Source organism: Terribium retamae, from assembly GCF_022347545.1.
Classification (GTDB): Bacteria; Pseudomonadota; Alphaproteobacteria; order Rhizobiales; family Rhizobiaceae; genus Mesorhizobium; species Mesorhizobium retamae.
In genome coordinates this window covers 73,245-87,521 of record NZ_JAKREW010000022.1, presented here as the reverse complement: position 1 = coordinate 87,521, position 14,277 = coordinate 73,245, and the positions used below count along the sequence as shown (strand labels likewise).

General features: G+C 62.8%; 9 protein-coding genes. 7 read left to right on the top strand and 2 right to left on the bottom strand.

The features are described from left to right. The 4 genes from L4923_RS19970 to nhaA form a co-directional block, all read left to right on the top strand. Positions 1-1,501 (top strand): ATP-dependent helicase C-terminal domain-containing protein (locus L4923_RS19970; protein ID WP_275448489.1); only part of this gene is annotated, 1,501 nt, incomplete at its 5' end. Positions 1,502-1,557: 56 nt separating this feature from the next. Then, entirely contained in the window at positions 1,558-2,889 is a 1,332-nt protein-coding gene (locus L4923_RS19965) for an ActS/PrrB/RegB family redox-sensitive histidine kinase (protein WP_239368341.1), read from the top strand. Positions 2,890-2,993: 104 nt separating this feature from the next. After that, entirely contained in the window at positions 2,994-3,557 is a 564-nt protein-coding gene (locus tag L4923_RS19960; RefSeq protein WP_239368339.1) for an ActR/PrrA/RegA family redox response regulator transcription factor, read from the top strand. 321 nt (positions 3,558-3,878) lie between these two features. After that, the gene (gene nhaA / locus L4923_RS19955) at positions 3,879-5,072 is read left to right on the top strand and encodes a Na+/H+ antiporter NhaA (protein ID WP_239368337.1); all 1,194 of its coding nucleotides are present in this window, start codon (positions 3,879-3,881) and stop codon (positions 5,070-5,072) included. A 56-nt stretch (positions 5,073-5,128) separates the two neighbouring features. Here the strand turns inward: nhaA and copM are convergent, their stop codons facing one another. Together copM and L4923_RS19945 are read right to left on the bottom strand one after the other, a co-directional pair. Then, positions 5,129-5,521 (bottom strand): CopM family metallochaperone, encoded by a 393-nt coding sequence (copM, locus tag L4923_RS19950; RefSeq protein ID WP_239368335.1) that lies wholly within the window; start codon positions 5,519-5,521, stop codon positions 5,129-5,131. A gap of 73 nt (positions 5,522-5,594) precedes the next feature. Next, entirely contained in the window at positions 5,595-8,123 is a 2,529-nt protein-coding gene (locus tag L4923_RS19945) for a heavy metal translocating P-type ATPase (protein ID WP_239368333.1), read from the bottom strand. A 162-nt stretch (positions 8,124-8,285) separates the two neighbouring features. Here L4923_RS19945 and L4923_RS19940 point away from each other — a divergent pair, with 162 nt between their 5' ends. From L4923_RS19940 to L4923_RS19930, 3 genes are all read left to right on the top strand, one after another. Further along, on the top strand, positions 8,286-11,084 hold the full coding sequence (locus L4923_RS19940) for a [protein-PII] uridylyltransferase (RefSeq protein WP_239368331.1): 2,799 nt from the start codon (positions 8,286-8,288) through the stop codon (positions 11,082-11,084). A gap of 259 nt (positions 11,085-11,343) precedes the next feature. Further along, entirely contained in the window at positions 11,344-12,942 is a 1,599-nt protein-coding gene (gene murJ / locus L4923_RS19935) for a murein biosynthesis integral membrane protein MurJ (protein ID WP_239368329.1), read from the top strand. Between the two features lie 88 nt (positions 12,943-13,030). Further along, positions 13,031-14,236, top strand: coding sequence for an acyltransferase family protein (locus L4923_RS19930; protein WP_239368327.1), 1,206 nt, complete (start codon positions 13,031-13,033; stop codon positions 14,234-14,236). The last annotated feature ends 41 nt before the right edge of the window (positions 14,237-14,277 follow it).

Genomic DNA, 14,277 nt, shown 5'->3' with positions numbered 1-14,277 from the left:
TGCCTCCGCCGATCAGCGGGCCGGCCGCGCGGGCCGGACGCAGCCGGGTGTCGCCATTCGGCTCTGGCGAGCCGAACAAACCGCGGCGCTGCCAGCCTTCACTCCCCCCGAGATCCTCGAAGCCGATCTGTCGGGCCTGATGCTGGACTGCGCCGCTTTCGGCGTCGCGGATCCGACCAGCCTTTCTTTTCTGGACACGCCGCCAGCGCCGGCGCTGGCGGAAGCGCGCGCCTTGCTGAAAGCGCTGCATGCGATTGATGAGGCGGGGCGTTTGACGGCAGCCGGCTCCGCCATGCGCAAGCTCGTACTACCGGTACGGCTCGCCCATATGGTTGCCGAAGCAGCCAACCACGGTCGCGCGCAGGATGCCGCGCGGCTCGCGGTTTTGCTTACCGAACGTGGGCTCGGCGGGGATAGCGCCGACCTGGAGCGGCGGATGACGCGTTTCGCCTCGGATCGGTCGCCGCGCGCCAACGCGGCACGGCAACTTGCGGAGAAGCTGGCGCGCTCTGTCTCTTCCGCTGGACATGAAACCGGTACAGCGGGCGCACTGCTTCTCGATGCCTGGCCCGACCGCGTCGCCAAGGCACGTGGCGAGCGCGGCCGTTTCGTGCTCGCCAATGGCTCCGGTGCGATGCTGGATGCAGCCGACCCGCTCGCCGGCGAGACATTCCTCGTCGTTGCCGACCTGCAGGGCAAGGCACAGAATGCCCGTATCACGGCTGCGGCACCCGTTAGCGAGGCGGAAATCCGCGACGCGCTTTCCGATCGTATCGAAACCCGCCGTGAAACCAGCTTCGATCGCGAGAAACGTTCGGTGCGCGTGCGGGAAACGGTTCGCCTCGGCGCCATCGTGCTGGCCGAGCGGATGCTCCCTGCGCCAAAGGGGGCGGATGCCGACAATGCCGTCCTTCAGGCCGTCCGCGAACACGGCCTTGCCCTGCTACCGTGGAGCAAGGACGCGGAAAGCCTGCGCAATCGTCTCGCCTGGTTGCATCGGGGTCTCGGCGCGCCGTGGCCCGACATGAGCGACGATGCGCTGATCGAGCGGCTGGATGATTGGCTGGCGCCTTTCCTGACCGGCGAACCTTTGCTCAACGCCATTTCGAGTGGAGCATTGACCAGCGGCCTGACCGCGCTGGTACCGCATGACCATCAGCGCAAGATCGAGACACTCGCTCCAACCCATTTCGATGCACCATCCGGCAGCCGCGTGCCGATCCGCTACGATGGCGAAGCGCCGGTGCTGGCCATTCGCGTGCAGGAGCTGTTCGGCCTCGATCGCCATCCTTCGATCGCCAACGGCACCGTGCCGCTGACCCTTGAACTGCTGTCTCCCGCACACCGGCCGATCCAGATGACACGCGACCTTCCCGGCTTCTGGCGCGGTTCCTGGGCCGATGTGCGTTCCGACATGCGCGGCCGCTACCCGAAACACGTCTGGCCGGAGAACCCGCTCGAAGCTGCCGCCACCAGCCGCGCCAAGCCGCGCGGCACCTGATATCTTGCCAAGCGCGACGAACTGGCGCTGCCAAGGCGCCCGCGATAGAAGACCTGATGATCAATATCCAGCGCTCTCCCGACTTCCAGCCGACCGACCGCTTGCGGCTCAACACGTTGATCTGGCTGCGCTGGCTCGCCATCGTCGGCCAAAGCATCACCGTCCTGGTCGTCGCCTATGGGCTGAAATTCCCGCTGCCGGTCAGCTTCTGCTTCACGCTGATCGCCTGTTCCGCCTGGATGAACCTGTTCCTGGCCTTCCGCTACCCTGCCGCGCACCGACTGGCACCCCCGGCCGCCTTCGGCATCCTGGTGTTCGACAGCCTGCAGCTCGCCGGTCTGCTCTACCTCACCGGCGGCCTGACCAATCCGTTCGCGCTGCTGCTTACCGTACCGGTCGTCATCTCGGCGACATCGCTGCCGCTGCGGCTCACCGCATTGCTCGGCGCATTGGTCGTTGCTGCGGCGACACTGCTCGTCTTCTTCCACGAGCCTTTGCCCTGGTATGAAACCATCACGCTGGTGATGCCTGTTCCCTACGTGGCGGGTGTGTGGGTGGCGGTTTTATGCTCGATCGCCTTCACCGGCATCTACGCATTCCGCGTCGCCAAGGAAGCGCGGCAGCTGGCCAACGCACTTGCCGCCACCGAACTGGTGTTGCAGCGCGAACAGCATCTGTCGGCACTCGACGGACTGGCCGCCGCCGCCGCGCATGAGCTCGGCACCCCGCTCGCCACCATCACGCTGGTGGTGCGGGAAATGGAAAAGACGCTGGGCAAGAATCCGAAATACCGTGAGGACGTTTCCCTGCTGCGCACGCAGAGCGAGCGCTGCCGCGAGATCCTGAAACGCCTGACCAATCTGTCGTCGGAAGGCGAACCGCTGCTGGCGCAACTGTCGCTGAGCTCGCTGGTCGAGGAAGTAGTCACGCCGCATCGCGACTTCGGCATCCGAATAGAGCTGCAGCCGGGAGAATGCATCGGCCCCGAACCTGTCAGCCGCCGCAACCCCGGCGTGCTCTACGGGCTCGGCAATCTCGTCGAGAACGCCGTGGACTTCGCCCGCTCTTCGATCACCGTGCGCTGGGGCTGGAACGACCAGCATGTCACATTATCGATCACCGACGATGGCCGCGGCTTTCCGCCGGAGATCATCGACCGCATCGGCGAACCCTATATGTCCACCAGGCAAGGCACGGAACGCGGCGGGGGCGGGCTGGGTCTGGGCCTGTTCATAGCCAAGACCTTGATCGAACGCTCGGGCGCGAACATCGAATTCCAGAACTCGGGCGGTCCGGGCGAGGGGGCAGTCGTTCGCATCGACTGGCCGCGCGAGGTGTTCGTCAACGCCAAGGTCATGTATCCGGCAGGCCTTGATGCGGCGGAATAACGCAGAATAGCTCCAGAACCAGCTGAAAACCGCTCGAAATTGGACAATTAAGGCGTAGTCGCTATATCTGGGCGGAAAATAAAGAAGAAGGACAAGACCCAATCATGAGCGCTGAAGATGCCCATGGCAGCATGGTGACGGGCGACGATACCTCCCTGCTGATCGTCGAGGACGACAAGCCATTTCTCACCCGGCTTGCCCGCGCCATGGAAGGACGCGGCTTCGCGGTCGAAACTGCCGAAAGCGTCGAGGAAGCCCTGGTGAAGGCCCGTGCCAATCCACCCGCCTATGCGGTGGTGGACATGCGCCTCGGCGACGGCAGCGGACTGGATGTGGTGGCAGCTATTCGCGAAAAGCGTGCCGATGCGCGCGCCATCATCCTCACCGGCTACGGCAACATCGCCACCGCCGTGACGGCCGTGAAGCTCGGCGCGGTCGACTACCTTTCCAAGCCGGCCGATGCCGACGACATTTTCGCGGCGTTGACGCGCACCGGCAGCGAACGTGTCACGCCGCCGGAAAACCCGATGTCGGCTGACCGCGTGCGCTGGGAACATATCCAGCGTGTCTATGAAATGTGCGAGCGCAACGTCTCGGAAACTGCACGGCGGCTGAACATGCACCGCCGCACGCTGCAGCGTATCCTGGCCAAGCGTGCGCCGCGCTGATTTCAAGCGACGGCTTCTACAAGTTCGCCCCAGAGCATTTTGCCGCCAAGTGGAATCACTTGGCGTTACAAGAATGCGACGAAAACAAAAACTTAGAGCGTTTCCGCGTTTCCGTGAAAATCGGAACGCCCTATTGTCGCAGACAGCGCGGCTTTGCTTGCCGCGCCTCTCTGCCTTAGGCATCATCCGCCCAGCCGCAACCAGACCTAGAGCGTTTCTGTTTTTCATGGAAACGCGGAAACGCTCTAACATTTTTTGTTTTACGCAATTCCGGACGCAAAACTGTTACGCGCTTTTGCTGGAATTGCTCTAGGAGCAGACATGGCGAATGACAACCCGCGTCCAATCTCGGTTTTCCGTGAGTTTCTAGACGGCGAGGCCGCGGGCGGCATTATCCTGATCGCAGCAGCGGCGCTTGCACTGATCGTCGCCAATTCGCCCCTAGCGGAGACGTATTTCGCGGCTTTGCATGCCTATCTCGGACCGCTCAGCGTGCTGCATTGGGTGAACGACGCGTTGATGGCGGTTTTCTTCCTGCTCGTCGGTCTCGAAATCAAACGCGAGATGCTGGACGGACAGCTGTCGACCTGGCCACGCCGCATGCTGCCCGGCATTGCAGCTGCCGGAGGCATGGCCGTGCCCGCGCTGGTCTATGTCGCCATCAACCGCGACAATGCGGCAGCCCTGCCCGGCTGGGCGATCCCGACCGCTACCGATATCGCCTTCGCGCTCGGCGTGCTTTCGCTGCTCGGCAACCGCGTTCCGGCCTCGCTGAAGGTTTTCCTGACAGCGCTTGCCATCATCGACGATCTCGGCGCCGTCATCATCATCGCCCTGTTCTACACAAGCGGCCTCTCGCTCGCCTATCTTGCTGCCGCACTCGCCGTTATCGTCGTTCTGATCGTGCTCAACCGTATGGGCGTGTTGTCTCTTGCCCCCTATCTCGTGCTCGGCGCCGTGCTGTGGGTGCTGGTGCTGAAATCCGGCGTGCATGCGACCTTGGCCGGCGTTGCCCTGGCGCTGACCATTCCACTCAGAGCAGCGCCAGGCATCGCCCATGATCTGGAGCACTCGCCGCTGCACCGGTTGGAGCATGCACTGCACCGCTTCGTACCGTTGATCATCATCCCGATCTTCGGCTTCGCCAATGCAGGGGTCTCCCTGGCCGGGTTCACGCCTGCGACGCTGGTCGAGCCGCTGACGCTCGGCGTCGCCGCCGGCCTCGTTGTCGGCAAGCTGGTCGGTGTGCTCGGCGCCTCTGCACTGGCCATCAAGCTCGGTCTCGCCGACCTTCCGATGCGCGCCGGCTGGATGCAGATGACCGGCATCGCGCTGCTGTGCGGCATCGGCTTCACGATGAGTCTGTTTATCGGACTGCTCGCTTTCGCCGACAATCCGGCGCTGCAGGACGCCGTCAAGGTAGGCATTCTCGCCGGTTCGCTGGTCGCAGCGTTGGCAGGTGCGGCGCTGCTTCTGGCGGCGCCAGGCGTGGCAGATCAGAGCGAAGACGAATAGGTGAAAAAGCCGGCGCTCGATCACAAGACGCCGGCTTTTGGTTTGAAAGCTGCCGGTTACTTGACGGGATTGGCCGCCAGCCAGGCCTGCATTTCCTTGATTTCGGCCTCCTGAGCGGCAATCACTGCTTCCGCCAGCTTGCGCATCTCCGGATCCTTGCCGTTGGCCAGAAGCACCTTGGCCATGTCGATGGCCGCCTGATGATGCGGGATCATGCCGCGCGCGAAGTCGACATCGGCATTGCCCGAATATTCGATCGCCGCCATCGCTTTGTGCATCTTGTCCATCGCTTCCTTGTAGCCGGTGGTCGATGCGCCTTCCGCGCTGGTGGCCATGGCGCCCATATCGTGGCCGCTATGATCTTCCTGGGCCGGCGCGGTTTCCACCAGCACGGCTGCCAGCATGCCGGCCGCCATCAAGGCGAGGACAATCTTCTTCATCAGGTTCATTCGGTTTTCCTTGTTGTGGGTCCTAGTTGGGGTTCATGCCATCTTCCGTCCAGAGGCTTGACTGCCGCAGGAATCAGAGCTTCAGCGTGCGCAATCTCAACGAATTGGCGATGACCGAGACCGAGGACAGACTCATCGCCGCCGCTGCCAGCATCGGCGACAGGAGCGCGCCGAACACTGGGTAGAGCACGCCGGCCGCGACCGGTACGCCAGCGACATTGTACAGGAACGCGAAGAACAGGTTCTGGCGGATGTTGGCAAGCGTGCCTCTGGCCAGCCTGCGCGCCCGCACGATACCCGTGAGGTCGCCCTTCACCAGCGTGATGCCGGCGCTTTCCATCGCGACGTCCGCGCCGGTGCCCATGGCGATGCCGACGTCCGCAGCGGCAAGCGCCGGCGCGTCGTTCACGCCATCGCCCGCCATGGCGACGATGCCGCCGCGGCTGCGCAATTCCTCGATCAGCGCGCTCTTGTGCTCAGGCAGCATGTTGGCACGCACCTGGTCGATGCCAAGCCGCTTGGCGATCGCCTTGGCGGTGCGTTCATTGTCGCCCGTGGCCATGACCACGGTGATGTTCTCGTCATGCAGGGCGCGGATGGCCTCGGCTGCTGTGGCCTTGATGGGATCGGCGACAGCGACGATGCCGGCCAGCTTGCCATCGATCGCCACATACATTGCCGTCTTGCCCTCGCTCTGCAGCATACCGGCGCGATCGGCGAGAGCGGCGGCATCCAAACCGAGTTCCGTCATCATGGCGGGATTGCCGAGCGCCACCTTGCGGCCGGCCACGGTGCCGGACACACCCTTGCCGGTCACGGCCTCGAAATCGGCGGCAGCCACCACCTTCTGGCCGCGCTCCTCAGCGCCACCAACGATCGCTTCGGCAAGCGGATGCTCGGAGCCTTTTTCCAATGCTGCCGCCAACCCAAGAAGCTCGTCTTCGGAAACACCATCCGTGGCGATGACATCGGTGAGTTTCGGCTTGCCTTCGGTGAGCGTGCCCGTCTTGTCGACCACCAGCGTGTTGACCGAAGCGAACCGCTCCAGCGCCGCAGCGTCCTTGATCAGCACGCCGGCCTGCGCACCGCGCCCCGTGGCAGTCATGATCGACATCGGTGTCGCGAGACCCAGCGCACAGGGACAGGCAATGATCAGCACCGACACGGCTGCAACGATGGCGAACACCAGGCTGGGTTCGGGCCCGAACATAGCCCAGGCGATGAACGCAACGATGGCGACCAGCACCACAGCGGGCACGAAGTAGAAAGAGACGCGATCGGCCAGGCTCTGGATCGGTGCGCGGCTGCGCTGTGCCTTGGCCACCAACTCGACGATGCGGGCGAGCGTCGTTTCCGAGCCGACCTTTTCAGCCAGCATGACCAGCGAGCCATTCTTGTTGAGCGTACCGCCTGTCACCGCATCACCTTCGATCTTTTCGACCGGCACCGGCTCGCCGGTGATCATCGATTCATCCACCGAGGAACGGCCGTCCAGCACGACGCCATCCACCGGCACTGCCTCGCCCGGCCGCACGCGCAGCCGGTCGCCGCCCTTCACCTGATCGAGCGGCACATCCTTCTCGGAACCGTCGGCGTCGATCAGCCGTGCCGTCTTCGGTGCGAGGTCGAGCAATGCCCGGATCGCCGAGCCAGTCTTTTCGCGGGCGCGCAGTTCCAGTACCTGGCCGAGGAAGACCAGCGCGATGATGACGGCGGCGGCCTCGAAATAGACTGGTACCGCGCCGCCATGGCCACGGAACTGATGCGGGAAGATGTCGGGGAAGAGCGTGGCGACCACGCTGTAGATATAGGCCGCTCCAACGCCGAGCGAGATCAGCGTCCACATGTTCGGGCTGCGGTTGACGATTGAAGCCCAGCCGCGTTCGAAGAAGGGCAGTGCCGCCCACAACGCGACGGGCGTCGCCAGGACCAACTCGACCCAGACAGCAGCCTGTTCGCCGAGCCAATCACGCAGGAAAGGCAGCCCAACCATCGGCCCCATGGTGATGACCAGCAGCGGAATCGAAAGCACGGCACTGACCCAGAAGCGGCGGGTAAAATCGACCAACTCAGGATTGGGGCCTTCCTCACCCGTCGGCATCATCGGCTCCAGCGCCATGCCGCAGATCGGGCAGGAGCCGGGCTTGTCCCGGATGATCTCGGGATGCATCGGACAGGTGTATTGCGTGCCCTTGGGCAGCGGCGCGGGTGTCGGCCTGTCGCCGAGATAGGCCTTGGGGTCGGCCTCGAATTTCTTCTGACAGTTTTCCGAGCAGAAGTAGAACTTCTCGCCCTCATGGCGCAGGAAATGCCGTGCGCTGGCGCGATCTACGTCCATGCCGCAGACCGGATCCTTGGCGGTGAGGAATTCTTCTGGATGAGCTTCGAACTTGCCCCGACAACCTTCCGAGCAGAAGTGGAAGAGACGGCCGCCATGTTCGAAAGTCGGCTTGCCGGCATTGGGGTTGACCTCCATCCCGCAGACCGGATCGCGCAGGATATCTTCGCCACCCGATTTGATGCCGCCACTCGAACAGCACGAGCCGTCCTTGGCGTGGTCATGATGGCTGTGGCCGTGATGCCCGTGGTGCGCGTTCGTCATTGCAAAAACCTTCGGATCTTCCGCTTTTGATCGCAGATAGGGCTTCCAGCAACTGGAAGGTCAAGGGGCAAATCAGGCTTTGATTCGAGGCTCGCGCGTGCCCATACCCATAGCCGTCAAAACAGGCTATAGACGCCGCCGGAAAGGCGCTACCGAAGGCCAATGGCGAAGATTCCCCTCAAGTTCGACGAGATCATCGACGGCAGGCTGCTGCGCGAGGAATTGTCGGCGCTGACCGCCGAGACAAATGGCGACGGGTCCGGCCAGCCAGTGCGGACGGCCGTCCTGAAACTGCTCAAGACCAGGATGGCGGAAGGCCGCAAAGTGGCTGAACGCCTGCTGATGGATGACGGCGGCGGCACGGCTTGCGCTGCGAGGCTTTCCCATCTGATGGACGAGATCATCGCTGCGCTCTACGACTTCGCAGTCACCCACGTCTATCGCGCCAAGAACCCGTCCGTTGCCGAACGCATGGCGATCGTCGCCGTCGGCGGCTATGGACGCGGCACGCTGGCGCCCGGGTCCGACATCGACCTGCTCTTCCTGTTGCCTTACAAGCAGACCCCCTGGGGCGAGCAGATCGTCGAATACATGCTCTATATGCTGTGGGATATGGGGCTGAAGGTCGGCCATGCCACGCGCAACATCGAGGAATGCCTCAGGCTGTCGCGATCGGACATGACGATCCGTACCGCCGTATTGGAGGCGCGTTTCATCTGGGGCGAAAAGCCGCTCTGCGACGAGCTGATCACCCGTTTCGACCGAGAAGTGGTGCGCAATACCGGCGCCGAATACGCACAGGCCAAGCTCGCCGAGCGTGACGAACGGCACCGCAAGGGCGGCGAGAGCCGCTATCTGGTCGAGCCCAATATCAAGGACGGCAAGGGTGGCCTGCGCGACCTGCAGACGCTGTTCTGGATCGGCAAATATTTCTACCGTGAGCGCACGGTGGAGGAGCTGGTTGCCCAGGGGGTGTTCACACGCGACGAGTTCAACCAGTTCCAGAAGGCTGAAGATTTCCTATGGGCCGTGCGCTGCCACATGCACTTCCTGACCGGAAAGGCCGAAGAGAGGCTGCATTTCGATATCCAGCGCGATATCGCCGACCGGCTCGGCTACAAAAGCCATCCCGGCCTCTCGGCCGTCGAACGGTTCATGAAACACTACTTCCTGGTCGCCAAGGATGTCGGCGACCTCACCCGCATCTTCTGCGCGGCGCTGGAGGAAGAGCAGGCCAGCCACGTTTCCGGCTTCAACCGGCTTTTCCTCACCTTCTCGCGCCGGCGCCGCAAGCTGGCCGGCACCGCCGATTTCATCGTCGACAACGACCGCATCAACATTGCCGACAACAAGGTGTTCGATCGCGACCCGGTGAACCTTTTGCGCCTGTTCTGGTTCGCGGACAGGCATGCGCTGGAATACCACCCGGACGCGCTGAAGCTGGTGACCCGCTCGCTCAAGCTGGTCGACCGCAATCTGCGCCGCGATCCTGAAGCGAACCGGCTGTTCCTCGACATCCTGACCTCGGATCGCCAGCCGGAGCTCAATCTGCGCCGCATGAACGAGGCCGGCCTGCTCGGCAAGCTGATCCCCGATTTCGGCAAGATCGTCGCCATGATGCAGTTCAACATGTACCACCACTACACGGTGGACGAGCATCTGCTGCGCTGCATCGACGTGCTATCCGAGATCGAACGGGGCGGCGGCGAAAAGATCCATCCGCTTTCGCACAAGCTGATCGGCGAATTGAAGAACCAGCGCGAGGCACTCTACGTCGCCGTTCTGCTGCACGACATCGCCAAGGGCCGGCCGGAGGATCATTCCGAGGCCGGTGCGAGAATTGCCCGGCGTCTTTGCCCGCATATGGGACTCTCCACCACCGACACCGAAACCGTCGCCTGGCTAGTGGAGAACCATCTGGTCATGTCGATGACGGCCCAGACACGCGACCTCAACGACCGCAAGACGATCGAAGATTTCGCCAATGTCGTGCAGTCGGTGGAGCGGCTGAAAATGCTGCTCATCCTCACCGTCTGCGATATCCGCGGCGTCGGCCCCGGGGTGTGGAACGGCTGGAAGGGCCAGTTGCTGCGCACCCTCTACTACGAAACCGAGTTGCTTTTGACCGGCGGTTTCTCCGAAGTCTCGCGTGCCGAGCGCACGGCCGCGGCGCGCGAGCAACTGGAGAATGCCTTGTCGGACTGGCCGCGGGAAGCACGCAAGCGCCTCGTCGGGCTGCACTACGAGAACTATCTGCTCACCGTCGACCTGAAGGATCAGCTGCGTCACGCCGCTTTCGTGCGCGAAGCCGACGCAGCGGGCAAGAAGTTGGCCACCATGGTCAAGACGCACGAATTCGAGGCGGTTACCGAAGTGACGGTTCTGGCGCAGGATCATCCGCGCCTGCTCTCCGTGATTGCGGGAGCCTGCGCGGCCGCCGGCGGCAACATCGTCGATGCGCAGATCTTCACCACCGCTGACGGGCGGGCACTGGATACGATCCTGATCAACCGGGAGTTCGATCGCGACGAAGATGAGCGTCGGCGCGGCGAACGGGTCGGCAAGCTGATCGAGGACGTCTTGTCCGGCCGCGCCTGGCTGCCGGAAATGATCGAGAAGCGTACCAAGCCGAAACGCGGTGCCAAGACATTCCGCATCCAGCCGCGCGCCGAGATCCGCAACACGCTTTCCAACCGTTTTTCGGTGATCGAAGTCGAAGGGCTGGATCGGCCCGGCCTGCTCTCCGAGATCACCGGCACGCTGTCGGATCTGTCGCTCGACATCGCTTCGGCGCACATCACCACCTTCGGCGAGAAGGTGATCGACACTTTCTACGTCACTGACCTGACCAACCAAAAGATCGAAAGCCAGAACCGCCTGAAGACCATCCGCGAGCGGCTGATTGCCACGCTGGAAGGAACCCATGCCGGGCGCGGCAAGACGAAAGCAGCCGCTGAATGAGACAAGTTCAGAGTATCTCCCCCCTTAAGGGAGAGATGTCGCCGAAGGCGACAGAGGCAGTTGTCTCAGAAGGCACCGCCATAAAGCAATTCCAGGAAAAGTGTGTAGCGGTTTTCCGTCCGGAATTGCGTAAAAACAAAGGACTGGAGCGTTACCGCGTTTCGGTGAAAAACGGAAACGCTCTAGTGTTGAGCACTGCCGCATCGACCCTACCCGACCGCTGCGCGGCTACCCTCCCCACAAGGGGGAGGGAAGACGCATGAGCCTCGTCAAGAAATTTGCCACCGTCGCCTCGGGCACGCTGATGAGCCGCATCCTCGGCTTCACGCGTGAGATGTTCATGGCGGCGGCGCTCGGCACCGGACCGGTCGCGGATGCTTTCAACGCCGCCTTCCAGCTGCCCAACACCTTCCGCCGGCTGTTTGCCGAAGGTGCTTTCAACGCCGCCTTCGTGCCGCTGTTCTCCAAGGAAATCGAGGCAAACGGCATCGACGGCGCCAAGCGCTTCTCCGAAGAGGTCTTCGGCGTGCTGTTCTCAGCGCTGCTGGCGCTGACGATCGCCATGGAACTGGCAATGCCGCTGATCGTTCGCTACCTGGTGGCGCCCGGTTTCGCCGACATTCCCGGCAAGTTCGACGTGACGGTGCGGCTTGCCACCATCATGTTCCCCTATCTCATCTGCATGTCGCTCGGCGCCATGATGGCTGGCATGCTGAACTCGCTGCGCCGCTATTTCGCAGCCGCTGTGGCACCGGTGTTCCTCAACATCATCCTCATCGCGGTGCTTGCCTATGCCTGGTACGAAGGCAAGGACGCGCATTATGTCGGGTACGGGCTGGCCTGGGGTGTGCTTGCGGCGGGCATCGTTCAGCTGACGATCGTATGGATTGCCGTTCGCAACGCCGGCATGCGCGTCGGCTTTCGCCGCCCGCACATCACGCCAAACGTCAAACGGCTGCTGTGGCTGGCGCTGCCGGCAGCGATCACCGGCGGCATCACCCAGATCAATCAGCTGATCGGTACGGCTATCGCCTCTGGCCAGAACAGCGCTGTTTCTTCGCTCGCATATGCCGATCGCGTCTATCAGTTGCCGCTCGGCGTCGTCGGCATCGCCGTAGCGATCGTGCTTTTGCCGGAACTGTCGCGTGCGCTGAAATCCGGCAACATGGTCGAGGCCGCCAACCTGCAGAACCGTTCTGTCGAGTTCACCTTGTTCATGACGCTGCCGGCGGCGGCCGCATTGCTGGTGATGTCCGAACCGATCGTGCGGCTGCTCTACGAGCGCGGAGCTTTTGCAGCAAACAACTCGACACCGACGGTAGCCGCCATCCTTGCGATCTTCGGGCTCGGCCTGCCGGCCTTCGTGCTGATCAAAGCCTTCACGCCAGGCTATTTCGCGCGCGAGGACACGCGCACGCCGATGATCTTCGCAGCGATCTCGGTAGTGGTGAACATCACCATCGCGCTCACCTTATTCCCTTCGATGGGCGCACCGGGCATCGCGGTGGCCTCCGCTGTTGCTGGCTGGCTCAATGCCGCGATGCTGCTTGCCGTGCTGATCAAGCGCGGCCATTGGGGCCGGGACGTGCCGCTGCTCACCCGCATTCCGCGACTGGTGCTGGCCGCGGCGCTGATGGGCGTCGCGCTCTATTTCGGCGAGCGATGGTTTGCCGAGGAATTGTCATCGGCATCGCATCTGGCGACCAAGGCCATCGCACTAACTGCGCTGTGTGCGGTGGGTGCCATAGTCTATTTCGTGGTCGCGTTCGCCACGGGCGGCGCCGATCTTGGCATGATCCGCCGCAACATCAAGCGCGGCGATGCCAAGGCGCCATCGACGCCCGGCGAGATGGAATAGGAGAACAGGCCGATTTTTTAAGTTTTCGCGCATATCAGAAGCGAGATTCGCCAGAGCACCGGCCTGGCGCAAAGAGGGCGCGGGGCCCATGCAAGATACCAGGCTTCACTATATCGACTGGCTGCGCGTCTCGGCCTTCGGCCTGCTCATCCTCTATCATTCGTCGTCGGCGTTTCTCTACGACCTCGACTGGCTGTTCAACAGCCCCGAGAAAAGCCAGGCACTATCGCTGGTCACGCTGTTTCCCCGGGCTTGGCGGCTGGCGCTGCTGTTCTTCGTCTCTGGCATGGGCACCTGGTTCGCCTTCCGATCGCAGACGGCTGTGGAGTTCCTGAAAGGCCGTTTTGTGCGGCTGTTCCTGCCGCTCATCTTTGCGATGTGTGTGATCATCGTGCCGCAGGTCTGGTACGAGCGCCTGCTTGACGGCCGCTTCCAGGGCTCGCTGCTGGAATTCTGGGTGACGCGTTATTTCACCGAGGGTCGCTATCCGACCGGCAATTTTTCCTGGGCGCATATGTGGTTCGTCGCCTATCTGCTGGTGATGACGGTTATCTGCACGCCGATCTTCTGGTTTCTCACCCATGCCTCAGGTCGCGGGCTGTCAGACTGGTTCAAACGGACGGCGCGCACGCCAGCCATCTACCTGTTCGTCCTGCTGCCGCTGGTGCTGCACCTGATCTTCCTGCCGTTCTTCCCGCGCGAAACCAATGTGCTCTACAATGACGGCGCCTGGTTTGCCGTATGGGCGAGCTGGTTCGGTCTCGGTTTTCTTGTCGCCAAGCATCATCAGGCGGTGGTGCCGGCCATCATCTCGAAACGGTGGATGAGCTTTACCATCGCCGCCATCCTGACCATCTGTCTGTGGCGATATTCGTGGGTGACCAAAGCCGCCGGTATCGGGGGTGAGACCGGCGGCATGCAGATGGCGCTCTACAAGGCGCTGACCTTCTCGCTGGCCTGGACGGTGATCCTCACCGCCGTCGGTTTTGCAGCGGTCCATTTGAATCGCAAAAGCACCGCACTCACATGGCTGAATGCCAAGATCTTCCCTCTCTACATCGTCCACCAGACCTTCGTGGTGATGGCGCTGTATTATGTGCTGCCGCTTGATCTGTCGCTCTGGAGCAAACTCGCTCTAGTGGTTGGCATCACCACGTTCTGGTCGATCCTTGCAGCGATACTCGCCGACCTTTGGCCCGCGCCCTACCGCATCCTGGTCGGCCTGCCGGATCGGCGCAAAGCCTCCAGCGCAGGCCGGAAGTTCGCGACCGCAGACAGCGGTTCGTCTGGCTGAGATAGTCTTTTTGCGCCTCTGCCGACGCGTCCGGAACAAAG

Bases quoted from the DNA above. Each gene is read 5' to 3' on its own strand.
- L4923_RS19965 (WP_239368341.1), top strand. From the start codon at position 1,558: ATGATCAATATCCAGCGCTCTCCCGACTTCCAGCCGACCGACCGCTTG.
- L4923_RS19960 (WP_239368339.1), top strand. From the start codon at position 2,994: ATGAGCGCTGAAGATGCCCATGGCAGCATGGTGACGGGCGACGATACC.
- nhaA (WP_239368337.1), top strand. From the start codon at position 3,879: ATGGCGAATGACAACCCGCGTCCAATCTCGGTTTTCCGTGAGTTTCTA.
- copM (WP_239368335.1), bottom strand. From the start codon at position 5,521: ATGAACCTGATGAAGAAGATTGTCCTCGCCTTGATGGCGGCCGGCATG.
- L4923_RS19945 (WP_239368333.1), bottom strand. From the start codon at position 8,123: ATGACGAACGCGCACCACGGGCATCACGGCCACAGCCATCATGACCAC.
- L4923_RS19940 (WP_239368331.1), top strand. From the start codon at position 8,286: ATGGCGAAGATTCCCCTCAAGTTCGACGAGATCATCGACGGCAGGCTG.
- murJ (WP_239368329.1), top strand. From the start codon at position 11,344: ATGAGCCTCGTCAAGAAATTTGCCACCGTCGCCTCGGGCACGCTGATG.
- L4923_RS19930 (WP_239368327.1), top strand. From the start codon at position 13,031: ATGCAAGATACCAGGCTTCACTATATCGACTGGCTGCGCGTCTCGGCC.